This is a genomic window from Dactylosporangium fulvum, assembly GCF_025137375.1.
Classification (GTDB): Bacteria; Actinomycetota; Actinomycetes; order Mycobacteriales; family Micromonosporaceae; genus Dactylosporangium; species Dactylosporangium fulvum.
Map to the genome: position 1 here is coordinate 8,973,236 of NZ_CP073720.1, position 22,812 is coordinate 8,996,047.

Here is a 22,812-nt window from a genome sequence, read left to right on the forward strand (position 1 = left end):
CGGACAGGGTGAGATCAGACGGGTGACGGCCGAACGACACGGGGTGAGACGACGGGTGGAGTGACCCCGGACGCACGACAAAAGCCCGACTGGAGGACGGCAAACGCGACTTCATGACGGAAAATAGAACATGTGACTACAGCGAGTGAGAATCGATGGGCGACCTTCGTCGCACTCGGGCTGCTCACTGCCACCGGCTTCGCGATCATGCAGGTCACCGGCGCCGTGCCGGCGCTGGCCGGTGCCCTCTACACCGGCCTGTCCGCGCTCACCGCGGCGACCGTGCTCGTCGTCACGCACCGCCGGCGACCGCCCGGCCGGCTCGGCTGGTACCTGCTCGGCGCCGGCCAGATCGCCTACACGATCGGTGACGCGCTCCACGCCGTCTCGCGCCCGCCGCACGACGGCCCGGCGTTCCCGAGCGTCGCCGACGCCTTCTACCTCGTGCAGTACCCCCTCCTCGTCGGTGCCCTCGTGGCCTTCGTGCGGCGCCGGACCCCGGGCCGGCACACCCCGACGCTGATCGACGCCGGCATCATCGCGGTCAGCGTCGGCCTCGTGTCGTGGGTGTACCTCATCGGCCCGCTGACGGCGGACGAGGGCCTGAGCCCGGCGGCGCGGCTCGTGACCGTCGCCTATCCGGTCGGCGACCTGCTCGTCCTCGTTCTCGGCCTGCGCATGCTGCTCGGCGGCGGTGCCCGTACACCCTCGTATCTCCTGCTCCTGACGAGCCTCCTGACGATGCTGGGCGCCGACGTCGCCGCCACCCTCTCGAGGGCGAACGCATGGTCGTGCTTCCTGTGGCTCGCGACCTACGCGCTGCTCGGCGGCGCCGCGCTGCACCCGTCGATGGACCGGATCGACGCGCCGGCGTCGGCACACACCACCCGCACGACCGCGGCACGGCTCGCCGTCCTCGCCGGGGCCTCGCTGCTCGCGCCCGCCGTCCTGCTGCTGCGGTACCTCCAGGGCGACGTCAGCGACGTGCCGGTGATCGCGATCGCCTGCGCCCTGCTGTTCCTGCTCGTCCTGGGGCGGATGGCCGGCATGGTCGCGGCGCAGCACCGCATCGCGGTGACCGACGGGCTGACCGGTCTGTCGACGCGCCGCGCGTTCGAGGAGCAGCTGCGCGCCGAGACCGGCCGCCGGCGGCACCGGGGCTTCGGCGTGGTGCTGCTCGACATCGACCACTTCAAGGCGATCAACGACGAGCACGGGCACGCCGCCGGCGACCGGGTGCTGCGCGACGTGGCCCGCCGCCTGCGTGCGGCCGCACGGGCGGACGACACGGTGGCGCGATACGGCGGTGAGGAGTTCGCCGTGCTCGCGCCCGACGCCGGGGAGGCGGAGGTGGCCGCCCTGGCCGAGCGGGTGCGCCGCGTCGTGGCGGGCGGCACGGTCGACGTCGGCGACGGCGTCCACCGCTGCGTCACGGTTTCCGTCGGTACCGCGGTGCTGCCGGACGACACGACGGAGCCCGACGAGCTGGTCCAGCTCGCCGACCGGGCGCTCTACGCGGCGAAGCGGGACGGCCGCGACCGGGTCGTCGCCGCGCGGCGCGCCCCGGCCCGCCCGGTCCACCTACCCCGCTCGCGCCGCTCCGAGTTCGAGGCGGCCTAGCATGGCGGCCAGGTCGGCCGGCGGCACCGGACGGGAGAACAGGTAGCCCTGCGCGTAGGAGCAGCCCAGCGTGCGCAGCGTCGCGGCCTGCGCCTCGGTCTCCACGCCCTCGGCGACGGTCTGGAGCTCCAGGCCGTCGGCGAGCTGGAGGATCGCCCGCATGAGCGGGGTGTCGACGGCGGTCGCGAGAAACGTCCGGTCGATCTTCAGCACGTCGACCGGCAGGTGGACGAGGTAGGCCAGCGACGAGTATCCGGTCCCGAAGTCGTCGATCGCGATCCGCACGCCCTGCCCGCGCAGCACGTCGAGCCGCGCCGTCGACTCGGCGTCGGCGACCAGTGTCGACTCGGTGAGCTCGAGCACCAGCGCCGACGGCGGCAGGCCGCTGTCGGCCAGCGCCGCCCGCACCCGGTCGACGAAGTCCGGCTCGCGCAGCTGGTGCGCGGCCACGTTGACGGTGACGCTGACGCCCTCGCGCTCGTGCCACTCCCGAGCCTCCGCGCACGCGCGGCCCAGGACCCACCAGCCGATCGGCACGATCAGGCCGGTCGCCTCCGCGACCGGGACGAAGACGCCCGGCGGCACCGGGTCGCCGTCCGGCGGGTTCCAGCGCAGCAGCGCCTCGGCGGCGGTGATCCGGCCGTCGGCCAGCCGGACCACGGGCTGGTAGTGCAGCGTGAACTCGCCGTCACGCAGCGCCCGGCGCAGGCCGGCGGCCAGTTCCCGGTACCGGTCGGCGGCGGTGCGCAGCGGCGCGTCGAACCGGACGATCCGGTCCTTCCCGCCGTGTTTCGCCGCGTCGAGTGCCAGGTCCGCGTCGCGCAGCACCTCGGCGGAGGTGCGCTGCTCCGTGACCGTCACGAGGCCCACGCTGGCGGTGAGATGCACCTGACGGCCGGCCACCTGGTACGCCGGGCGCAGTTGCCCCGCGGCTCGCTCGGCCGCGCCTTCCGGGGCACCGGCGCGCCAGACCACCGCGAACTCGTCGTCGCCGAGCCGGGCGATGAGGTCGGCGTCCGGCAGCGCGGCCCGCAGCCGGTCCGCCACCTGGACCAGCAACGCGTCCCCGGCGGGATGCCCGAGCGCGTCGTTGACCTCCTTGAACCCGTCGAGATCGAGCAGCGCGACGGTGACGCCGGGCCGCAGGTCGTGCAGATGGGCGGTGAGCAGGGCCCGGTTCGCCAGACCCGTCACCGGATCCCGCGTGGCGCGGTGGCGTAGCTCCTGCTCCAGGCCCTTGCGTCGGGCGGACGAACGGGCCAGGGAGCGGGCCAGGCGCTGCGACCGGCGCCGGGCGAGGACCACGGCGAGGGCCGCCGCACCGAGTGCCACGGCGCCGGCGTGCAACGACGAGAACTGCCGGAGCATTGCCGGTACCGCCGCGAAGACTCCCACCGCGAGCACGGCGACGGCGTCGATCAGCAGGCTCGGCCCACCCAGCAGGGTTGATCTGCGCGGACTGGGGCTCGGCTTGCGACGCACGCCATGATGCTATCTACCGAATATCCAATTTTCGGTACTTAACGGACAACACGCGAAAGGCGGACTCCCCGGTGGGGAACCCGCCTTTCGGCACCGTCTCAGGGCACTCAGCCCTCTGCGCCGCCCCGCCAGTCGAAGCCGGCCTCGACCACGACCTTGTCGGCGGTCGCCGCGATGCGGTCGGCGTAGCGGTTTGCGTGGTGGCCACAGAAGGACAGCTCACCGGAGGTACCGAAGGTCACCGTCGCCTTGGCGGCGGCGCCGCAGCTGTCGCACCGCTCCCCCGCCAGCTCGGGGACGACATGAACGGCCGGGCGCGAGATCAGCATCGGGGTCATCACAGTCTCCTCGAGTCGAATTGGAGGGGTGCTCGTTGAAATATGGCATTTCCGGGTGTTGCGGCTTACCTGGCTAACACTACGTTCGCCTGATTTGAGCGCCTAGTTCGGAAGCGTTGGGTTTGGGTCACACTTGGGTTGCCGAGTCTGTCCGTTCGCCTGATGCGTCACCGGGGCACTTCACATACCCGCTCGGCAACGTTTCGACACCAGCCTTCCGGCGGACAGCCACTGAGCGCCGGCCGAGCGTGGCGAATCCACTGTGGACAGTCTTTCCGGGACGCGGGCACCCTAACGGCAACTTGCGGCGAACCGCGGGTGTAACCCCGGCTGCCGAATCTTGTGGAGGTCCGGATGACACCGCCGGACGAAAAAACCGCTCCACGAGGATTTCGCCGCCACGGAAGGGCCCGTATCGATGATTCGCCGCCATGCCCGTACATTGATGCCGATCGCCGCACTCGCCATTGGAGCCGGAGTCGGCACCGCCGTCTTCACCGGCAACGCCGGCGCTGAGACGACCGACGTCGTCCGCACGGGTGCGGCGGAGGACAGCTACAGCTCGAGCAGCCGCCCGACCTACAACTTCGGCGCCTCGGACACGCTGGTCGCCGGCCGCCAGGGCGGCGACACGATGGTGACCTACCTGAAGTTCAAGGTCGCCAACCCGGGCACCGGGGTCAAGGTCAAGGGCGCCCAGGTGACCCTGAACCGCGAGTCCCGCGCCTTCCCCACCTCGATCTCGCTGAGCAAGGTCGCCGACACGGCGTGGACCCAGAAGGGCCTGACCGGCAAGAACAAGCCGAAGGTCGGCGCGGTCGTCACCACCGTGAAGCCGAAGAGCGGCGCCACCTCGGTGACGTTCGACGTCAGCTCGGTGGTCAAGGGCGCCGGGACGTACACCTTCGCGGTCACCTCGACCGTCGCCAACAGCCCGGCCCGGTTCCGCTCCGCGGAGGCGGCCGCCGGCCAGCCGACGCTCGCGCTGACCGTGCTGCGACCGACCTCGACCAAGCCGACCACACCGGCGACCAACCCGACGACCACGACCCCGGCGACCCCGACCACGCCGGCGAACCCGTCGACCCCGGCGACCGAGCCGGTCGAGACCACGCCGGCCGACCCGGGCAACTGCACCGTCGACGCCAAACTGGTGCCGAGCTGCGGCGTGCTGTGGGGCGCGGCCGCCGGCGGCTTCTCCGACGTGCCGCGGGACCAGGCGCTGAAGACGTTCGAGAGCAAGACCGGCCGGACGTCGACCATCTACCACACATACCACAAGGGTGACGAGCTCTTCCCGACCAAGAGCGAGATCGCCATGACCAACGACCCGGCCAACCCGCGCGTGCTGATGCTGAACTGGAAGGTCGCCTACGGAACGAAGTGGGCCAATGTCGCCGCCGGCGACCAGGACGCCCGCATCGACCGGCTCTCCAACTACCTGAAGACCAACTACACCAAGAAGTTCTTCATGGTGCTGCACCACGAGCCCGAGAACGACGTGAACCCGGCCGCCGGATCCGGTATGACCGCCAAGGACTACGCCGCGATGTTCCGTCACACCGTGCTGCGGATGAAGGCCAACGGAGTGAACAACGCCGTTTTTGTGATCGCCTACATGAACTACGAGAAGTGGAACAACACAACGTGGTGGGGCGACCTCTACCCGGGTGACGACGTCGTGGACTGGGTCGGCGTCGACACCTACAACAACGCGCAGCCCGGCGGTTTCCACTACGGCGACTTCAACTACATGATGAACCGCACCAATGACAAGGCGAAGTTCCCGGGCTGGTACACCTGGGCCACCACCAACCACCCGAGCAAGCCGATCATGGTCGCCGAGTGGGGCGTGTACGACTCGTCGACGACGGTCGTGGGCAAGAACAAGGCCGACGTGTACGCCACCGTGCTGCCGCAGCTGGCCAAGATGCCGCAGATCAAGGGCATGGTGTACTTCGAGACCGCACGCGACCAGGCCGGGCGTGACATCCGCATGGACGACACCCCGGAGGCATTCGCCGGCTTCAAGAAGATCGCCGCCGACCCACGGTTCAACGTCAAGATCTGAACACCCGGTTCCCCCCGGTGAGTGAAGGCCGTCTGGGCAAGTCCCAGGCGGCCTTCGCCATTCCCTCTTCCGCCACCCCCGCCCCTTATTGCCGCGATCTTGGAGTTGTGGTCCCGTCTTTATCCGTATAAATCCGACAAATTAGGGACCACAACTCCAAGATCGCGCGAGTAGGGGGCGGGTGGGCGCGGCAACTGCGCTGCTACCGCACGAGTCCTGGGGCAGCCACCCACGGGCCGGAACCTTATTCGTGCAAGGCAAGCACGCAATCAGAATGCCAGCTACCGCAAGGGATGCAGACATAATGATCAAGAACACCGCCCGTCTCGCCGTCACCGGCCTCGTCTTCACCACCGCCGCTGCCGCGGCCGCCACCTTCTCCTTCGCCGCCGCCGGTTCCGCCGCCCCGGCCGAGGGCGTCGTGCAGGGCGCCGGCGCCGCGGGTGCGCTGCAGGACCGGTACATCGTCGTGCTCAAGGACGGATCGTCGGTCAGCTCGGACGCGCTCGCCGGCAAGGTCGGCGGCAAGGTCCGCGCCCGGTACGACAGCGCGGTGCGCGGGTTCTCCGGTCAGATGAGCGCCGCTGCCGCCCGCCGGCTCGCCGCCGACCCGGCCGTCGCCTACGTCGAGCAGGACCGCGTGGTCTCCGTCGAGGCGACGCAGGCGAACGCGACCTGGGGCCTGGACCGCATCGACCAGCAGGCGCTGCCGCTCAACGGCTCGTACACGTACGGCCCGGCGAGCAACGTGACGGCGTACGTCATCGACACCGGCATCCGCTTCACGCACACCGAGTTCGGCGGCCGCGCCAAGTCCGGCTACGACTTCGTCGACAACGACGCCGACGCGTCCGACTGCCAGGGCCACGGCACCCACGTCGCCGGCACCGTCGGCGGCGCCACGTACGGCGTCGCCAAGGACGTGAAGCTCGTCGGCGTGCGGGTGCTCGACTGCAAAGGCAACGGCTCGTACTCGCAGATCATCGCCGGCGTCGACTGGGTCACCAAGAACGCCGTCAAGCCCGCGGTCGCCAACATGAGCCTCGGCGGCTCGGCCGGCACCACCCTGGACAACGCCGTCAAGCGCTCGATCACGGCCGGCATCACGTATGCGGTGGCCGGTGGCAACGACTCCGCCAACGCCTGCAGCAAGTCCCCGGCCCGCCTGCCGGAGGCGATCACCGTCGGCGCGACCGACACCAAGGACACCCGCGCCGGCTTCTCGAACTTCGGCAGCTGCCTCGACATCTTCGCCCCGGGCGTGAACATCACGTCCAGCGCCAACAGCTCCAACACCGGCACGCAGAAGATGTCCGGCACCTCGATGGCAACCCCGCACGTCGCCGGCGCCGCCGCGCTGTACCTCGCCGCGCACCCGGACGCCACCCCGGCCGAGGTCCGTGACGCCCTCGTCAACGGCGCGGTCACCGGCGCGGTGAAGAGCCCCGGCTCCGGCTCGCCGAACAAGCTGCTCTACACCGGCTCGTTCGACTCCGGCACCGAGACCCCGACCACGCCTGACCCCACCACGCCTGACCCCACCACGCCGGCCCCGACCACGCCGGCCCCGACCACGCCGGCCGCCTGTGCCCCGGTCACCAACGGCTCCGCGATCTTCATCGCCGACCGTGCCACCGTCACCAGCAAGATTGTCGTCGCCAACTGCACCGGCAACGCCGCGAAGACCTCGACCGTGAAGGTCTCCGTGCGCCACACCGACCGTGGTGATCTCCGCGTCGACCTGATCGCCCCGGACGGCACCGCGTACAAGCTCAAGAGCTCGACCTCCGGCGACAACGTGGCGAACCTCGACGCGACCTACACCGTCGACCTGTCGACCAAGGCCCGCAACGGCACCTGGACCCTGCAGGTGAAGGACGTCTTCGCCGGTGACACCGGCACCCTGAAGAACTGGACCCTGACCGTCTGACCGTCTGACCGGCCGTTCCACCGCTACAGCGCTCCGAGCCGCCGGCCCGGAGCGCTGTAGCGTGGAAAGCAACCGACCAAAACCGCGAATCGGTCTCAACCCGGATGTACCCGTCGGTACGGTGTGGGTCATCATCGAGCTGACCTTGCAAGGGGGACGACCATGAGCACTGCCAGAGAGTCCATCGAGGTGGCGGTCCCCGCACGGGTCGCCTACGAGCAGCTCGCCCACTTCGAGAACTACCCGCGGTTCATGTCCGGCGTGATGAGCATGGCCCCGATCGACGAGTCGACCGCCCACATGGTGCTCGACCTCGGCGGCAGCCGGGCCGAGTTCGACGCGCGGATCACCGAGGCCCGCCCCGGCGAGTTCCTCTGCTGGGAGGCGATGGACGGCCCGCAGGTGAGCGAGGCGCTCCGGCTGGAGCCGATGGCCGACGACATGACCCGGATCATCGCGGAGCTGCAGATCGACGCCCGGGAGCTCATGCCGGCGGAGGAGCATGCGGCGGAGGTACTGAACCGCCGCCTGAAGGCGGACCTGAAGAGCTTCAAGCGCTTCTGCGAAGAGGGTGCGACGCGCATGAGCGACGCGCCGACCAAGGACATCCCGACGGCCGCGTCCATCGCGCGCGGCATCGCGTCCTCGTCCGGGCTGACCCACGCGACGAACGAGCGGCCCAACCCGGGCATGCCGGCCGGCGGCAACCTCGGCCCGATGCACCACAGCATGGAGCGCAACGCCCGCACCCGCCAGGCGCAGCAGCACGACACCTACTGAGTCCGCACCGCCGCACGCTTCGGCCCGCACGGAGTCGTCGCCGGCGGCAATGGTCAGCAGCAGTTGCCGGGCGGGTTTGGCCAGCCGGGCGCGGCGCGCCTCGCGGGTCCGGCGGACACCGCGACCGGCGATGAGGCACCACGGGACGGCGGGGGTCACTGCACCCGCGGGAACCATTGCCACCAACGGCGTGAGGCCGGGAATGCCCGGAAATATTCGCTTCCGTACACATATCATGATGGCCTGAGTGGCCTAGACGAGCGAGGGACGATGACCGCGATCCTGGTCGCCGACGACGACATGGACATCAGGGACCTCGTCGCCTTCAAGCTTGAGCAGTCGGGCTACGACGTGGTGGCGGTCGACAACGGGCTCGCCGCACTCACCGCCGCCGCCGAGAACCCGCCGGACCTCGTGGTCCTCGACGTCATGATGCCCGGCATGTCGGGGATCGACGTCTGCCGGCAGCTCCGGCAGGACCACGCCACCAAGGGCCTGCCCATCATCCTGCTCACCGCCCGCGCCCAGGAGGGCGACGTCGAGGTCGGCTTCGGTGCCGGCGCCGACGACTACATCGTCAAACCCTTCAGCCCGCGGGAGTTGGTGAGCCGGGTCGAGGCGGTCCTGGCCCGCATGCGCACGTGACCCTCGCCGGCGCCGCGTTCGTGGCGCTGATCGTCATGCTTGTCGCCGTCGTCGTGCTGGGTGGGCTCATCGCCGGCGGTCGCGGTGTCCGCCGGACCCGCGAGGCGCGCCGCGCCCGGCTGGCCAAACCCGCCCGGCAACTGCTGCTGGCCATCGCCGCCGGCGACGACGACCCCGAGCGGATCGAGGAACTGGTGCGCCTGCCCGACGACGTCTGGGTCGCGGTGGAGCCGAACGCGGTGGCCCTGCTGGGCAAGGTCCGCGGCGAGGCCCACGCCACGCTGGTCGACGTGTTCGAGCGTCGCGGCGCCGCCTGGCGGGCCCGGAGCCAGCTGCGCCGCCGCGACCCCGTCGCCCGGGCGCAGGCCGCCGAGGTGCTCGGCAACCTGGGCCGCAAGGACGCGTTGCTGCCGCTGTGCGACCTGCTCGCCGACCCCGATCCCGACGTGCGGGTGGTCGCGGCACGGTCCCTCGGCCGGATCGGTGATCCGGGCGCCACCCAGCCGCTGCTCGCCGCGCTCGCCAGCCGCCGGACGGTGCCCGCGCAGGTGGTGGCGACCGCCCTGACCCGCCTCGGCTCGGGCGCGCAGACCGCGTTGCTGGCCGCGCTCGACGACCCGCGCGCGCCGGTCCGCGCGACCGCCGCCGAGGTGCTCGGCCTGGTCGGTGCGGTCGGTGCGACGGTCCGGGTGGAGAGCGCGCTGCGTGCCGACCCGTCGATCGAGGTGCGGGTCCGCGCGGCACGCACGCTGGGCCGCCTGGGCACCCGCACGGCGCTGTCCCCGCTGCTCGACTCGCTCGAGCCGGACCGCCCGGCGGTGCTGCGGGCGGAGGCCGCCAGGGCGCTCGGCGAGCTCGGCGCGGTCACCGCCGCCCAGGCGCTGACGGCGCTGCTGGCCGACCCGGACTACGCCGTCGCGCACAACGCCGCCCAGTCCCTGCTGCGTCTGGGCAACGCCGGGCGGGCGGCCCTGGTCGCCGCCGAGCACCGCTCGCATGTCCGCCCGCGGCACAGCGCCGAGGAGCACGAGACCGATCCCGAGGTGATACTCAGCGCCGCGCACGCCCGCGAGGCGCTCGCCGCGGCCGAGCTCGACGACCACCGCAGGCAGACAACGCCATGATCGCCGACTGGATCCGCGAGCTGCTGCGGCTGGCCGACATCTTCATCCTGACGTACTTCCTCGTCATCAACTCGAGCTACCTCGTGCTGATCGGGCTCGCCGGCGCGGAGTTCGTGCACCATCTGCGCCGGGTGCCCTTCGCCGGCCACGAGGAGACGTACCGCAGCCCGCTCACCGAGCCGGTCTCGGTCCTTGTGCCCGCGTACAACGAGTCCGCCGGCATCGTCCAGTCGGTCCAGGCGATGCTCGCCCTGCGGTACCCCGTCTTCGAGGTCATCGTCGTCGACGACGGCTCGTCCGACGACACCTTCGAGCGGCTGCGGGAGGAGTTCGGTCTTGTCGAGGTGCCGCGGGTCGTACCCGACGCGACCCCGACCCGCGGCCGGATCCTCTCGGTGCACGTGCCGAAGGACCGCCCCGACCCGCTCGTGGTCGTGCGCAAGGAGAACGGCGGCAAGACCGACGCGGTCAACACCGGCATCAACGTCGCCCGGTACCCACTCGTGTGCATGGTCGACGCCGACTCGGTCCTCGATCCACAGGCACTGCTGTCGGTGGCGAAGCCCTTCTCGGACGACCCCGTCCGCACCGTCGCGTCCGGCGGGGTCGTCCGCGTCGCGAACGGCTGCACGGTGGTCGCCGGCCGCATCGTCGACGTGCGGATGCCCCGCAACTGGCTGGTCCGGGTGCAGGTCGTCGAATACCTGCGGGCGTTCCTGCTCGGCCGCACCGGCTGGTCGCGCCTCGGCGGGCTGCTCATCATCTCCGGCGCCTTCGGCATCTTCCGCCGAGACCTGCTCGTCGAGATCGGCGGCCTCGACCACGACTGCATCGGCGAGGACGCGGAGCTTGTCGTGCGGCTGCACCGGCACCTGCGCCGGCAGAAGCGCGACTACCGCATCGTCTTCGTCGCCGAGCCGGTGTCGTGGAGCGAGGCGCCGAGCACGCTGAAGGTGCTGAGCAAGCAGCGCCGCCGCTGGCACCGGGGCATCACCGAGATCCTGACCAAGCACCGCGGCATGATCCTGAACCCGCGGTACGGGCGGATCGGCCTCGTCGCCCTGCCCTACTACGTGCTCTTCGAGCTGCTCGCCCCGGTCATCGAGCTGGCCGGCGTGATCCTGGTGCCGCTCGGGCTGTACTTCGGGGCGATCGACGCCGGCTTCGCGCTCGTCTTCGTCGCGGTGGCCTACGGCTACGCGCTCGTGCTCAACCTCGTCGCGCTGGCCGTGGAGGAGTACTCGTTCCACCGGTACCACCGGTGGACGGACCTGGTCGCGTCGGTGCTCGCCGCCGTGCTGGAGAACGTCGGCTACCGGCAGCTGACCGCGGTCTGGCGGACCATGGGCATGTGGGCGGCGATCCGCGGCGGCCGCCACGACTGGGGCACGATGACGCGGACGGGCTTCCAGACCGTACTGACGCCGGAGCCGCCGAAGCAGGAGGAGCCGGTCACAGCCAGAGAGGGCGCTCGCGCGGAATCCGGATCGTGAACGTCGTGCCCGCGCCGGGCGTGCTGTCGACCGAGATCTCGCCGCCGTGGCCCTCGACGATCGTCTTGGTGATGGCCAGGCCGAGTCCGGCGCCCTGCACGGCCTCGCGCACCGCGAACGTGCCGCGGAAGAACCGGGTGAACAGCTGAGGCTGCTCCTCGGGGTCGATGCCGACGCCGTTGTCCCGCACGATGATCTCGACGTGGTCGCCGGCGGCACGGGCGATCAGCTCGACGAGACCGCCCTCGGGCGTGAAGTTGACGCCGTTGACCAGCAGGTTGACCAGCGCCCGTGCCAGCTGCTCGGGGTCGGCCTCGACGGCGCCGAGCCGCCCCTCGACGGCCAGCACCAGACGGTGGCCGCGGCGCTTGGCACGCGGCTCGACGGCGGCGTATGCGGCGGACAGCACCTCGTGCACGTCGGTCTCGCGCGGCTCCAGGTCGAAGACACCGGCCTCCACCTTCGAGATGGTCAACAGGTCCTCGATCAGCGCACGCAGCCGGTCGGCGTTGCGGCCGACGACCTCGAGCATGCGCGACTGCGCCGCGTTGAGCTCGCCGGCGTCGCCGGACGTGAGGACCTCCAGGTGCCCGATGACGTTGGTCAGCGGCGTGCGGAACTCGTGCGACACGGTCGCCACGAAGTCGCTCTTCGCCACGTCGAGCTCACGCAGCCGGGACACCGCCTCGCGCTCGTGCTCGTACGCCTGGCGCATCGCGTCCTCGGTGCGCCTGCGGTCGGTGATGTCGTGCACGAAGGCGTTGAACGTCCAGCCGAGCACCGGGTCGCGCACGGCCCAGGTGGCGAGCTCCACCGGGAACTCGTAGCCGTTGGCGTGCCAGGCGGAGATCTCGATGCGGTTGTCGAGGACCCGCTTCTCACCCGTCGTCAGGAAGCGGCCGACGCCGAGGTGGTGGGCCTCGCGGAAGCGCGGGGGCACGATCGTGTCGGCGAGCGGCCGGCCGATCGCCTCCTCCCTGGACAGGCCGAAGACCTTCTCCGCCGCGGCGTTCCAGCCGGTGATCCGGCCGCCGTCGTCCATCGCGACGAACGCCTCGACGCAACTGTCGAGGATCCGTTCGAGCCGCTGCGCGCCGAACTGCAGTGCCTGCCAGGCGGTCATGCGGTCGGCGACGCGGCCGAGCTGCGTGCCGACGTCCGCCATGATCTCCAGTAGGCCGGGGTCGGGGTCGACCGGCTCACGCGTGAAGAACTCGAGGACCGCGACCGTGAGCCCGCCGGCGGTGATGGGGAAGGCGACGGCCGCGCCGACGCCCTCGACCGGGCCGCGCAGGAACCGTGGGCCGGTGGCGACGTCGGGGATCCAGACCGGCCGCCCGGTGCGGGCCGCCTCGCCGACGATGCCCTCGCCCTGGGCGAAGACGTGGTTGTCGCTGACCTCGCGCAGCGCGGCGAACTCGCCGGGCCGGTCCTCGTGCCACACGTCGGTGGAGACGAAGACCCGCGGGTCGTTCTCGTGCGGAAGCCACATGTGCCCGGCCTGCCAGCCGGTCGCCTCGCACACCGCCCGGATCACCGGGAGTCCGGCGTCGATGATGTGGTCGACCTCGTTCGCGATCCGGGTCGCCTCCTGCAACAGCGAGACGGGGACGAGCTCGCGATCCTTCGGCACAACATTGATGCTAAAGGTCCGACCCGCCGCCTTTACCCCGTTTCGGGGGAACGACGGCGGGTCGGGCAGCACGGCGGTTACGCGGCTGCAGGAGTGTTGTCCGCGGCGGCGGCGATCTCCCGCACGTACCGGTAGACGCCGACCTCGCCGGCGCGGACCGCGTCACTGGCGGGGACGAGCCGCACGCCACCTTCGACGCAGGCCTGAACCAGTCGCCGGCCGGGCAGGCGGTGCCGCTCGCTGATCTCGATGACGGTGCCGTTGACGCGGCACGCCTCGACCAGCTCGGCGATCGACGCGTCCGGCACGGCCGACTCGTCGATGCCGGCGCGGGCCAGAAAGTCCAGTGGCCGGGCGAGACGGGTCGGCGCGTAGCGGGAGACGCGCTCGACGGCGAGCCCGGTGACGGCGACGACCTGGTCGATCACGTCGAGGGCACGCATCGTGCCGTTGTCGATGAGACCGCGGACCGCGTCCGGGCTGAGCAGCCCGGCGGGCAGCGGCAGGCGGTCGATGCCGACGGAGATGACCTCGAGCCCGTTGAGGTCGGACGGGAAGGCGAGCCAGCCGTCGATGCCGATCGCCTCCACCTCGACGCCGCGGCGCAGCACCACGTCGGTGCGCTGCTGCGCCCGCTGGATCGAGGCGAGGTACGGCGGGAGCCAGCTGGTGTCCGGGCCGACGCGATCCGCGAACGTGACCTCCGTCAGGCCGGCCTGCTCGGCGGCGGCGACGAGGACGCTGACGCTGTCACGGCCCGACGAGAACGCGGTGTGGACGTGACCGTCGACGGAGAGGTCGATCATCTGGCACTCATTTCTGGTACTGGTGGGCGGGACGCGTTTCAGAGTGCCGAGCGTCGGTCCTCCTCGGCGGTCCCGCCTGGGTGCCAGTTGGTTTATTCGGCGCGGTCCATGACCGGGCGGCGGTAGCGGTAGCCGAAGCCGCGCACCGACTCGATCGGCGACGCGTCCGGGTCGGTCCACCCGAGCTTGCGCCGCAGCCGCAGCACCGCGAACTTGACCCGCTCCGGGCCGATCCCGGTCGGGTCGTCCCACGCCTGCGCGAGCAGCTGGTTGGGCGACAGCACCGCGCCGGCGTGCCGCACGAGGACGTTGAGCAGCCGGAACTCGGTGGGCGTCAGCCGCACCTCGTCGCCGGTGACAAACGTGCGCCGCGCTGCCGGGTCGATGCGCAGCACGCCGTCGTCGTAGACCTCGTCGGCCCACGACGCCGGGCCCGCGCTGCGCCGCAGCAGTGCCTCGACCCGCGCCACCAGCTCGGCGTTGGTGAACGGCTTGGTGAGGTAGTCGTCGGCGCCGCCCCGCAGTCCCCGCACCTTGTCCGACTCCTGCCCGTGCGCGGTGAGCAGCAGCACCGGGACGTCACTGACGTCGCGGAGCCGCTCCAGGACCTGCCAGCCGTCCATCCCCGGCAGGCCGATGTCGAGGATCACCAACTCCGGGCGCTCGGTGTACGCGTCGCGCAAGCCGCTGCGGCCGTCCTTCGCGTGCGCGACCTGATGGCCGGCCCGTGTGAGCAGCAGACGCAGTGCCATGGCGATATCCGGATCGTCTTCGACGACAAGAAGTCGGCTCACGATCATCCCCCATTCCGTGCCGTTCGCGTGGGCAACGACAGCGTGACCGTCGTGCCGACCCCTTCAGTACTGGCGACGCTGATGCTGCCGCCGTGCAGTTCGACGATGGCCCGGCTCACGACCAGACCCAGCCCGGTGCCGGGCATCACCTGCCGCCCGACCGCGGCCGTCACGTTCGAGCCGCGGAAGAACGAGCTGAAGAGCCGCGGCAGGTCGGCGGCGGGGATCCCGACACCCGAGTCGGCCACGGCGATCGTCCAGCCGTCGTCGGCCGGACCGGCCCGCACGGTCACCCGGCCGCCGCTCGGCGTGAACTTGACCGCGTTGCTCACCAGGTTGTCGACGACCTGGTGGACGCGGGTGTCGTCGCAGACGAGGTCCGGCCCGTCGGCGCAGTCGAGGGTCAGCTCGATGCCGGCCGCCAGCGCCGCCGGGATGCGCTCGGCGACGGCCGCCGCCAGCAGCTCCGGCAGCCGGGTCGGCACCGGCTTGAGCTGCAGCGTGCGCGCCTCCAGCCGGGACAGCAGCAACAGGTCCTCGATGAGCCGCAGCAGGCGGTTGGCATTGCGGTCGATCACGTCGAGGTAGGTGCGCTGGTCCTCGGAGAGGGCGCCGCTGGTGGCGTCGCCGAGCAGGTGCGAGAACGCCACCACCGACGACAGCGGGCCGCGCAGCTCGTGTGCAACCGTCGCGACGAACTCGTTGTTCATGGCGGTCGCCTCGGCCAGCGCCTGGTTGCGCGCCTCGAGCCCGCGGCTGCGCTCCTCCAGCCCGCGCCGCACCGCCACCCGAGCGGTGACGTCCCGCAGGTGGATGAGCGTGCCGCCGTCCGCCTCGCCGGGGCAGGTGACCGGGACCAGGTCGAGCTCCAGGACACGGCCGTCCTCGAAGGCGAGTTCCTCCCCCACGACCGCGCGGCGGCTGCGGAAGCCTTCGCGCAACCGGTCCACGCGGACCGCGTCGGGGCCGAGCCGCGCGATGGAGCGGGCGATGACCGCCGACCAGTCGAGCGGCGCCGGGTCGTCGGGGTCGTGCTCCGGGCTGACGTCGAGCATCCCGGTGTCGAGCAGGCGGTGCGCGGCGCGGTTGGCGAGGCTGACCCGGCCGTCGGCGTCGAGCAGCAGCAGCCCGTCGCCCATCGTCTCGACCAACCGTGCCAGACGCTGCTGCTCGACCCGGGCGGCGCGCTCGGTCTCCCGCTGCTGCGTGACGTCGAGCCCGAAGAAGACGACGGCGCCGACCTGGGCGTCCTCGACGAAGCTGCGGGCGGCGACCTCGATCGTGCGCCACCGGCCGTGGACCGTGCAGACCCGCAGATCCACGGTCTGCTCCGGGTGGCGGCCGGTGCAGCAGGTGAGGAACATGGCGACGGCCGCGGGCCGGTCGTCGGGGTGGATCAGGTCGAGGATGCGGTAGTCGGGGGGTCTGTGCCGGTCGTAGCCCAGCACGGTGGTGAACGAGTCGGACAGCGCGCTCCAGCCCCGGGCCGGGTCGACGAGGAGGATCATCGCCCGCGCGCCGGTGGTGATCGCCCACGCCAGCGGAGAGCCGAGCATCGGCGGTGGCGGCACCGGGTGGCACGGCTGCGCGAGCGCCCGGTCGGCGGCGGCGGCGATCTCGCTCGCGGCGGGGAGCAGCTCCGCACGGGCGGGTGCGGCACTGAACTCGACCCGCAGCTCCTGGCCCCATTGCGCGGGACCGACCGGCAGCCGCTCCAGAAGGTCGAGGTCGCCGACGACCGGGGAGAGCGCGGGGACGATGCCGGCGGTGCGGACCCCGGAGAAGCCACGCAACTCGGCAACGAGCCGCTGCGCGTCCACCACGGTGGCCGCGTTCGCCGCACGGACCACCAGGTCGACCACGGCACCTTCGATCAGGCCGGTGTCGACCAGGCGGTCGGTCTCTCCACGCAAAGCTCTCCTCGCCGGCAGCCTTCGCGACATTTGACGCTTACTGTCGGTACACACATATCCTACGCAATGTAATGACATGTCCTGTAACGTTTCCGGAGGACCGAGCGGGTGCTCATCAGTGGCGGACCGGTCGACATAACGATCGACGATCGCGGCATCGTCTGCTCGTGGCCGCCGGAGGCGGCGAAGCTGTTCGGCTACGAACGACAGCACGCCCTCGGCAGCCGGCTCACCGAGCTGATCCTCCCCGCGCGCCTGCGCGACGTCGCGGTCCCGCCCGGCACCGCGTTCGACGTGCCGGCCGTGCACCGGGACGGGCACGAGCTGCGGATCTCGCTCACGCTCCAGGGCGGGCACGGCCTGGTCCAGGAGCTCGCCGAGCGGACACCGCCCGACCTCGAGCTGTTCCTGCGCGCGGAGCGGGCCACCGCGGACCACGACCTCCAGGAGCGCCACCGGCTGCTGACCGAGCTGTCGGACCTGCGCACCGAGTTCATCCGGGTCGCCTCCCACGAGCTGCGCACGCCGCTGACGTCGATCATCACGTTCGCCACGATGCTCGAGGCCGGCGACGACGTGGTCGCGCTCGACCCGGCCGACCGGCAGTCCGCGCTCGGCGTCATCCGCCGCAACGCCGAGCGCATGCAACTGCTCGTCGCCGACCTGATGCTGCTCACCCAGCTGGAGACCGCCGAGACGCCGCTGGAGCGGGCGCCGGTCGACCTGACCACGCTGCTGACCACGCTGAGCACGGCGGCCGTGGTCGGCCCGGGCCCGGAACTGCGCGGTGACGAGTCCCTGCTGCACCAGCTGTTCCACACCGCCGTCGCGGTCGCGGCGATCGCCGACGACACCGACCGTCCGGTGCCCGTCGAGGCGCGCCACGAGCCGGGGCGGTGGACGGTCCGGGTCACCGCCCGGACGGCGGCCGCGCTCACCGCCGAGCGCCTGCTGTCGATGCGCATCCCGCACCCCGAGCACCCCGGCGAGCACCGCACCGGCGCGCTCGCGCTCATGCTCGGCCGTGAGATCGCCGCCCGCCACGGCGGCGCCATGGCCACGACGGTCGACCGGCACGGCGTCACAGTTCGCGTCACGCTGCCCGACGCGTGAGGGCCGAACCGGCCCGGCTGGCAACCTGCGCCGCCTATCGTCGGCCGCATGACGACGTCCACGCGGGACCGCGCCTTCCCCGTCCCGGCCGACGAACAAGAGCGACTGCGTTCCCTGGCGGAGTACGGGATCGTCGGCGCCCCGGAGCTGCCCGACCTGCCCTCGGTGGTGGCGCTCGCGGCCTACGTCTGCGGCGTGCCCAACGCCGTCGTCAACATCATCGGAGCGACACAGCAGCACCAGCTGGGGGCCTACGGCTTCGAGGGCGGCGCCTGCGCGCGCGAGGACTCGATGTGCGCGATCAGCATGGTCGAGCCGGAGATGGTCGTGGTCCGTGACGCGACGCTCGATCCGCGGTTCGAACAGAACCCGTTCGTCACCGGCGAGATCAACCACGTGCGGTTCTACGCCTCGGCGCAGCTGCGCGACCGGGACGGGCACGTGCTGGGCGCCCTGTGCGTGTTCGACCAGAAGCCGCACGACCTCACGCCGCAGCAGCGCGAGGGCCTCGACAAGCTGGCCCGCATGGTGATGGACGTGATCGACCTGCACCGGCACAGCCGGCTGCTGGAGCAGGCACTCGACCAGGTCCACCGGACCGGCCGGGAACTGCAGCGCTCCAACGCCTCGCTCCAGCACTTCGCCGGACAGGTCAGCCACGACCTGAAGAACCCGCTCACCGGCGTGCTCGGCTTCGTCGCCATGCTCGCCGACGTGCCGGCCGTGGCGGCGGACCCGATCGCGAAGCGCTCCGTCGACAAGGCCCTGTCGTCGGCGACCCGCATGTGGCGGATGATCGAAGACGTCCTGTCACACGCCTCGGTGGGCGGCCGGCCGTCCTTCACCGACGTCTCGCTCGACTCCGTCGCCCATCAGGTGGTCGACGACCTCGCCACCTCCATCGCGGCGGCCCGGGCGACCGTCGAGATCGAGCCGCTGCCCACGGTGCACGGCGACGTGACCCAGCTGCGCGTGCTGATCCAGAACCTCGTGAGCAACGCGGTGAAGTTCCGCGACCCCGGCCGGCCCTGCCGCATCCGCCTCACCGGCGAGGAGACGCCGGCCGGCTGGACGCTGAGCATCGCCGACAACGGCATCGGCATCCCGGCCGAGGACCGGCCGCGCGTGCTGGAGATGTTCACCCGGCTCAACACCGACGTCGAGGGCTCCGGCATCGGCCTGGCCACCTGTCAGCGGATCGTCGAGGCGCACGACGCCGCGCTGGTGATCGACGAGACCCCCGGCGGCGGCACCACGATGCGGATCACGCTGCCGAAGCCGTTCGACCGGCTCAGCCTCGTGCCGCTGGGGTGACCGTGCGGTAGGCGAGCTCGCACAGCTCCTCGACGTCGTCCCAGTCGAGATCGCCGTCCAGGCGCATGCCGACCCAGCCCCGGTGTCCGACGTAGGGCGGCCGGAAGTACCGCCGCGAATCCCGGCCGATGAGGGACTCCTGCACGCCGGGCGGGGCCGCGCACCACAGGTGCGGGAACGTGTTGTCGTGATGCCCGTCGGGCCAGATCTGCACAAAACCCTTGCGCGCGGACCACAGCGGTGTGCCGTGGCTGAGCTTCTCGGTCACGCCGGGGAACGCCGTGCAGATCGCCCGCACCCGGGACACCAGATCAGCCATGCGGACCAGCGTAACGGCGGACGGTGCCGGCCGCTGTCCACCGCTGTCCACCGGTGTCCACCGGTGTCCACCGGTGTCCGGTTGTCCTCCGGTGCAGCTCGGGTGCCGACGAGCGCAGCTCCATTGCAGCATCTGGCTGCTCCGCCGGCCCGGCTGCAACGCTTACCGGGCAACGATTTCCCCGTAAACGTGCAGGTCACGGCACACCCCCATCGGCAAGGAGCCCCAGATGACGATCCGGCTGGTCGCCGTCGACGAACACGTACTACTCCGGCTCGGCCTCAACCGTGTCGTGGCCACCGTCCCCGACATCACGCTCGTCGGCGAGGCGGGCAGCGCCGCCGACGCCGAGCGTGTCGTCGCCGAGACGAGGGCCGACGTGGTCACCATCGACGCGTCACTGGCCGACACCGACGGCATCAGCCTGGCCCGCCGGCTCCGCGCCGGCAGCCCGGACCTCGGCGTCGTGCTGCTGAGCGCGGTCAGCGACGACAATCTGCTCTACCGGGCGCTCGACGCCGGCCTGTCCGCCTACGTCACCAAGGCGGCGCCGATCTCGTCCGTCCTCGCCGCGATCCGGCACGCCGCCGTCGCGCCCCACTCGTTCACCGCACCCGGCCTGTCCTCGGCGCTGTCCCGCCGGCGCGGGCAGTCCGGCCTGCTGAGCCAGCGCGAGCAGGAGGTGCTGTCACTCATGCGCGACGGGCTCAGCCTGCCGGCCATCGCCCAGCGCCTGACCGTCTCCGAGGCCACGGTCAAGACGTACGTCTCCCGCCTGTACAGCAAGCTGCGCGTGAACAACCGCTCGCAGGCGCTGATGGCCGCCGTCAACCAGGGGCTGCTGGTCTCGGTGGACGCCGCCTGAGAGGGCGCTCGACCTCGGCGCGGCCCGGCGACTTCCGCCGGGCCGCGCTGTTGCGTGCGGTACCGACGAAAGCGCCGGCCAGGCGATCAACGCCTGGCCGGAGCAGGTTCGTCATCGGGGATGCTCCTTCAGGGGCGAGTGACTTCTTGCATTCGAATCATGACTTGAAGTAGCTGCCAGGTATGTCGCGCACGGGTGTCGACCCGGCGGATGATCACCCGACAGGCGGTTGCGGTACAGGTGTCGACTGTCCGCTCGGGGGAATCCTGCGCACCATGGCGTCTCGGGCGCATTTGCGGAAAGTCACCCCTTCGGGGGGTACCGCGGACAAGAATGAATGGATGCCAAAGATCGACAGTGGTCTGGCGGCAACCCGACGGGCACTGATCCCGCTGCTCGTCTGTGCGCTCGTGCTGGTGACCGGACCATCAACGTCCTTCCGGGACGCGGCCGCACCGCTGCACGTCTCGCGTTCCGCGACGGCGCGCGGCTGGCTCCCGGTGATCCCCGCACCGCCGACGGGTGAAATCACCGAGGCCGCGCAGGAGAGCGGCCGGTGCGCCGACCCGACCGGCACCTGGCTCGGCATGCGCTGGCGCAACGAACTGCGCTGGCGGGTCAACGAGCGCACCATCCCCGCCTACCTGGGCGACCGCACCGCCGTCGTCGACACGCTGCGCAGCGCCGCAACCACCGTCGACACCGGGCGCAACGACTGCGGCCTGCCCGAGAACCTCGGGATCCAGGAGTCGTACGCCGGGAAGACCGACCACCGGGCCGGCGTGACCGCCGACGGCGGCTGCGGCGAGCGCGACGGCCACAACGCGGTCTCCTTCGGCCGGCTCAACCAGGGGCTGCTCGCCGTCACCTGCATCTGGTGGTACGGCGGCAAGGAGAACGGCCGCAGCGTCGAGGCCGACATCCTCATCGACGACACCGAGGGCCTGTTCTTCCTGTCGACCCCGCCCGGCTGCGGCTCGCGGTGGGACCTGGAGGGCACCATCACCCACGAGTTCGGGCACGCCTTCGGCCTCGGGCACGTGGCGTTCGCCGAGCACGGCTCGCTGACCATGACCGACGGCCTGCCGGACTGCTCGACGGCCTACCGCGGGCTCGGCCTCGGCGACTACCTGACGCTCAAGCAGCAGTACGGGACCAACTGAGCCGCGTCCTGTCCGGCCGGGACCGGTGTCCGTCGTGGACGGTGACCTGGCAACGCTCCGGCACCCGGCGCGGAACGAGGCACGCAACCTGAACTGACGACCTTTGAGGGGACCACCCACCCCTCATGGGAGATCAGTTCATGTTGCGCACCCTCAGGAAGTACGTCCTCGCTCCGGCACTCACCCTCGCCGCGACCGCATCGACGCTCGTCGTGGCCACCGCCCCGGCCGACGCGGCCGTCGTCAGCGTCCAGGTCAAGGGATCACTGCCGGCCCGCACCGGCGCCGCCAACTGGTGGCCGCAGACCCGCACGATCAAGAACAAGCAGAAGGTGACCGTCACCTGCAAGTTCACCGGCCAGTACCTGCGCGGCAACGTCCGCCGCACGGCGCAGTGGGACCGCACCCTGCTCGGCGACTACATCTCGCACGCCTACGTCTCCGGCAACCCGAACCTGCCCACGTGTGCCGTCACGCCGCCCCCGCCGGCGCCGGCCCCCACCGCCCCGGCCCCCGCCCCCGCCGTGCCTGCGGGTCCCACCGGGACGATGACCAACGAGCAGTTCCTGGCCGCCTCGATCGGTCCGGCCCAGCAGAGCCAGCGCGACACCCGCGTGCCGGCCTCGGTGACCCTCGCCCAGGCGATCCTGGAGTCCGGCTGGGGCCGCAGCTCACTGTCGGCGAACGACCGGAACTTCTTCGGGATGAAATGCGTCAACAACAATCCAGGGCAGTACGCTGCGGGCTGCAAGTCCTACAGCACCCAGGAGTGCAACGCGACGGGCGCCTGCTGGACCACGGTGGCGACGTTCCGGACGTACAACTCCCCGCTGGACTCGTTCCGTGACCACGGCATGCAGCTGAAGTCGTTGAGCCGCTACGCCGCGGCGTTCAACTACACGAACGACCCGAACCAGTTCATCGCCGAGGTCCACAAGGGCGGCTACGCCACGGACCCCAACTACACGACGAAGCTGGTCACCCTGATGACGAAGTACAACCTCTACCAGTACGACGTGGCCGTTTAGGCCCTCTGACCAGGACCGGAACAGCCTCGGCGACGGCGGTCATGCTCGGTTCACCCCGGGCGTGGCCGCCGTCGCGCGCTGTCCGAACGCCAGTTGCACCATGTCGGCGTTTTGACTGGCTCGTTGGCGTTGCTGGTGAAGACGAGCAGCGCCGACCGGCGGGCCGGATTGCGGGGGTCGGTTTCGTCGTCGACTTGCCGCCGGACATGGAACTCCCGGCCCTCCAGGTCGATGTCGTCGACCTCCAGGCCCGGAGTCTCGCCGATCCTCAGGCCGCACCCAGCGGCAACGTAGACCATCGCACGGAACCGGACCGGAGTCAGCGACACCTAGCGGCTCATCGCTGAGGTTCGCCTGGGTAATCCGGCGATCGGATCTTGG

Annotated in this window: 20 protein-coding genes; 12 read left to right on the top strand and 8 right to left on the bottom strand. The window is 71.2% G+C overall.

Annotation, left to right across the window (positions count from 1 at the left end):
- The first annotated feature begins 132 nt into the window (after positions 1–132).
- Complete coding sequence (locus Dfulv_RS41175; RefSeq protein WP_259859232.1) at positions 133–1,620, top strand: GGDEF domain-containing protein; 1,488 nt, start codon at positions 133–135, stop codon at positions 1,618–1,620.
- Here the strand turns inward: Dfulv_RS41175 and Dfulv_RS41180 are convergent.
- Both Dfulv_RS41180 and Dfulv_RS41185 read right to left on the bottom strand, forming a co-directional pair.
- Positions 1,582–3,102, bottom strand: coding sequence for a putative bifunctional diguanylate cyclase/phosphodiesterase (locus Dfulv_RS41180; RefSeq protein ID WP_259859233.1), 1,521 nt, complete (start codon positions 3,100–3,102; stop codon positions 1,582–1,584). The genes Dfulv_RS41175 and Dfulv_RS41180 overlap by 39 nt on opposite strands.
- Positions 3,103–3,209: 107 nt before the next feature.
- Complete coding sequence (locus Dfulv_RS41185; protein WP_259859234.1) at positions 3,210–3,440, bottom strand: DUF7455 domain-containing protein; 231 nt, start codon at positions 3,438–3,440, stop codon at positions 3,210–3,212.
- A 445-nt stretch (positions 3,441–3,885) separates the two neighbouring features.
- Between Dfulv_RS41185 and Dfulv_RS41190 the strand changes: the two genes are divergently transcribed.
- The 6 genes from Dfulv_RS41190 (at position 3,886) to Dfulv_RS41215 (ending at position 11,483) form a co-directional block, all read left to right on the top strand.
- Entirely contained in the window at positions 3,886–5,511 is a 1,626-nt protein-coding gene (locus Dfulv_RS41190; RefSeq protein ID WP_259859235.1) for a CBM96 family carbohydrate-binding protein, read from the top strand.
- A gap of 304 nt (positions 5,512–5,815) precedes the next feature.
- Entirely contained in the window at positions 5,816–7,441 is a 1,626-nt protein-coding gene (locus tag Dfulv_RS41195) for a S8 family peptidase (protein WP_259859236.1), read from the top strand.
- Positions 7,442–7,603: 162 nt separating this feature from the next.
- Positions 7,604–8,221, top strand: a complete 618-nt coding sequence (locus Dfulv_RS41200) for an SRPBCC family protein (RefSeq protein ID WP_259859237.1) — start codon at positions 7,604–7,606, stop codon at positions 8,219–8,221.
- A 270-nt stretch (positions 8,222–8,491) separates the two neighbouring features.
- Positions 8,492–8,866 carry a response regulator transcription factor gene (locus Dfulv_RS41205; protein ID WP_259859238.1) on the top strand — a complete coding sequence of 125 codons (375 nt, stop codon included), beginning with the start codon at positions 8,492–8,494 and terminating at the stop codon, positions 8,864–8,866.
- The gene (locus tag Dfulv_RS41210) at positions 8,863–9,990 is read left to right on the top strand and encodes a HEAT repeat domain-containing protein (RefSeq protein WP_259859239.1); all 1,128 of its coding nucleotides are present in this window, start codon (positions 8,863–8,865) and stop codon (positions 9,988–9,990) included. The genes Dfulv_RS41205 and Dfulv_RS41210 overlap by 4 nt, the downstream gene beginning before the upstream one ends.
- Complete coding sequence (locus Dfulv_RS41215; RefSeq protein ID WP_259859240.1) at positions 9,987–11,483, top strand: glycosyltransferase family 2 protein; 1,497 nt, start codon at positions 9,987–9,989, stop codon at positions 11,481–11,483. The genes Dfulv_RS41210 and Dfulv_RS41215 overlap by 4 nt, the downstream gene beginning before the upstream one ends.
- Here Dfulv_RS41215 and Dfulv_RS41220 read toward each other — a convergent pair.
- The 4 genes from Dfulv_RS41220 to Dfulv_RS41235 all read right to left on the bottom strand — a co-directional run bounded on the left by Dfulv_RS41220 (position 11,443) and on the right by Dfulv_RS41235 (position 16,629).
- The gene (locus Dfulv_RS41220) at positions 11,443–13,116 is read right to left on the bottom strand and encodes an ATP-binding protein (protein ID WP_259859241.1); all 1,674 of its coding nucleotides are present in this window, start codon (positions 13,114–13,116) and stop codon (positions 11,443–11,445) included. The two genes, Dfulv_RS41215 and Dfulv_RS41220, sit on opposite strands and share 41 nt — an antisense overlap.
- 77 nt (positions 13,117–13,193) lie before the next feature.
- Positions 13,194–13,922 carry a hydrolase gene (locus tag Dfulv_RS41225; RefSeq protein ID WP_259859242.1) on the bottom strand — a complete coding sequence of 243 codons (729 nt, stop codon included), beginning with the start codon at positions 13,920–13,922 and terminating at the stop codon, positions 13,194–13,196.
- A gap of 92 nt (positions 13,923–14,014) precedes the next feature.
- A complete protein-coding gene (locus Dfulv_RS41230) occupies positions 14,015–14,722 on the bottom strand; it encodes a response regulator transcription factor (protein ID WP_259859243.1) in 708 nt (235 codons plus the stop codon).
- Positions 14,719–16,629 (bottom strand): sensor histidine kinase, encoded by a 1,911-nt coding sequence (locus Dfulv_RS41235; protein ID WP_259859244.1) that lies wholly within the window; start codon positions 16,627–16,629, stop codon positions 14,719–14,721. Before Dfulv_RS41235 ends, Dfulv_RS41230 begins: the two co-directional genes overlap by 4 nt.
- Positions 16,630–16,737: 108 nt before the next feature.
- Between Dfulv_RS41235 and Dfulv_RS41240 the strand changes: the two genes are divergently transcribed.
- Together Dfulv_RS41240 and Dfulv_RS41245 are read left to right on the top strand one after the other, a co-directional pair.
- Positions 16,738–17,742, top strand: coding sequence for a sensor histidine kinase (locus Dfulv_RS41240; protein WP_259859245.1), 1,005 nt, complete (start codon positions 16,738–16,740; stop codon positions 17,740–17,742).
- A 48-nt stretch (positions 17,743–17,790) separates the two neighbouring features.
- A complete protein-coding gene (locus tag Dfulv_RS41245) occupies positions 17,791–19,056 on the top strand; it encodes a GAF domain-containing sensor histidine kinase (RefSeq protein ID WP_259859246.1) in 1,266 nt (421 codons plus the stop codon).
- On the opposite strand, the gene Dfulv_RS41250 is transcribed toward Dfulv_RS41245, so the two are convergent.
- Positions 19,034–19,375, bottom strand: a complete 342-nt coding sequence (locus Dfulv_RS41250; protein ID WP_259859247.1) for an MmcQ/YjbR family DNA-binding protein — start codon at positions 19,373–19,375, stop codon at positions 19,034–19,036. The genes Dfulv_RS41245 and Dfulv_RS41250 overlap by 23 nt on opposite strands.
- Positions 19,376–19,604: 229 nt before the next feature.
- Between Dfulv_RS41250 and Dfulv_RS41255 the strand changes: the two genes are divergently transcribed.
- The 3 genes from Dfulv_RS41255 (at position 19,605) to gsmA (ending at position 22,431) form a co-directional block, all read left to right on the top strand.
- Positions 19,605–20,240, top strand: a complete 636-nt coding sequence (locus tag Dfulv_RS41255) for a response regulator transcription factor (protein ID WP_259859248.1) — start codon at positions 19,605–19,607, stop codon at positions 20,238–20,240.
- A 341-nt stretch (positions 20,241–20,581) separates the two neighbouring features.
- Positions 20,582–21,403, top strand: coding sequence for a zinc metalloprotease (locus Dfulv_RS41260; RefSeq protein ID WP_259859249.1), 822 nt, complete (start codon positions 20,582–20,584; stop codon positions 21,401–21,403).
- Between the two features lie 140 nt (positions 21,404–21,543).
- Positions 21,544–22,431: a sporangiospore maturation cell wall hydrolase GsmA gene (gene gsmA / locus Dfulv_RS41265; protein ID WP_259859250.1), complete on the top strand. Its 888-nt coding sequence runs from the start codon at positions 21,544–21,546 to the stop codon at positions 22,429–22,431.
- Positions 22,432–22,481: 50 nt separating this feature from the next.
- Here gsmA and Dfulv_RS41270 read toward each other — a convergent pair whose 3' ends face one another.
- The gene (locus Dfulv_RS41270) at positions 22,482–22,760 is read right to left on the bottom strand and encodes a site-specific integrase (RefSeq protein ID WP_259859251.1); all 279 of its coding nucleotides are present in this window, start codon (positions 22,758–22,760) and stop codon (positions 22,482–22,484) included.
- Positions 22,761–22,812 lie beyond the last annotated feature (52 nt).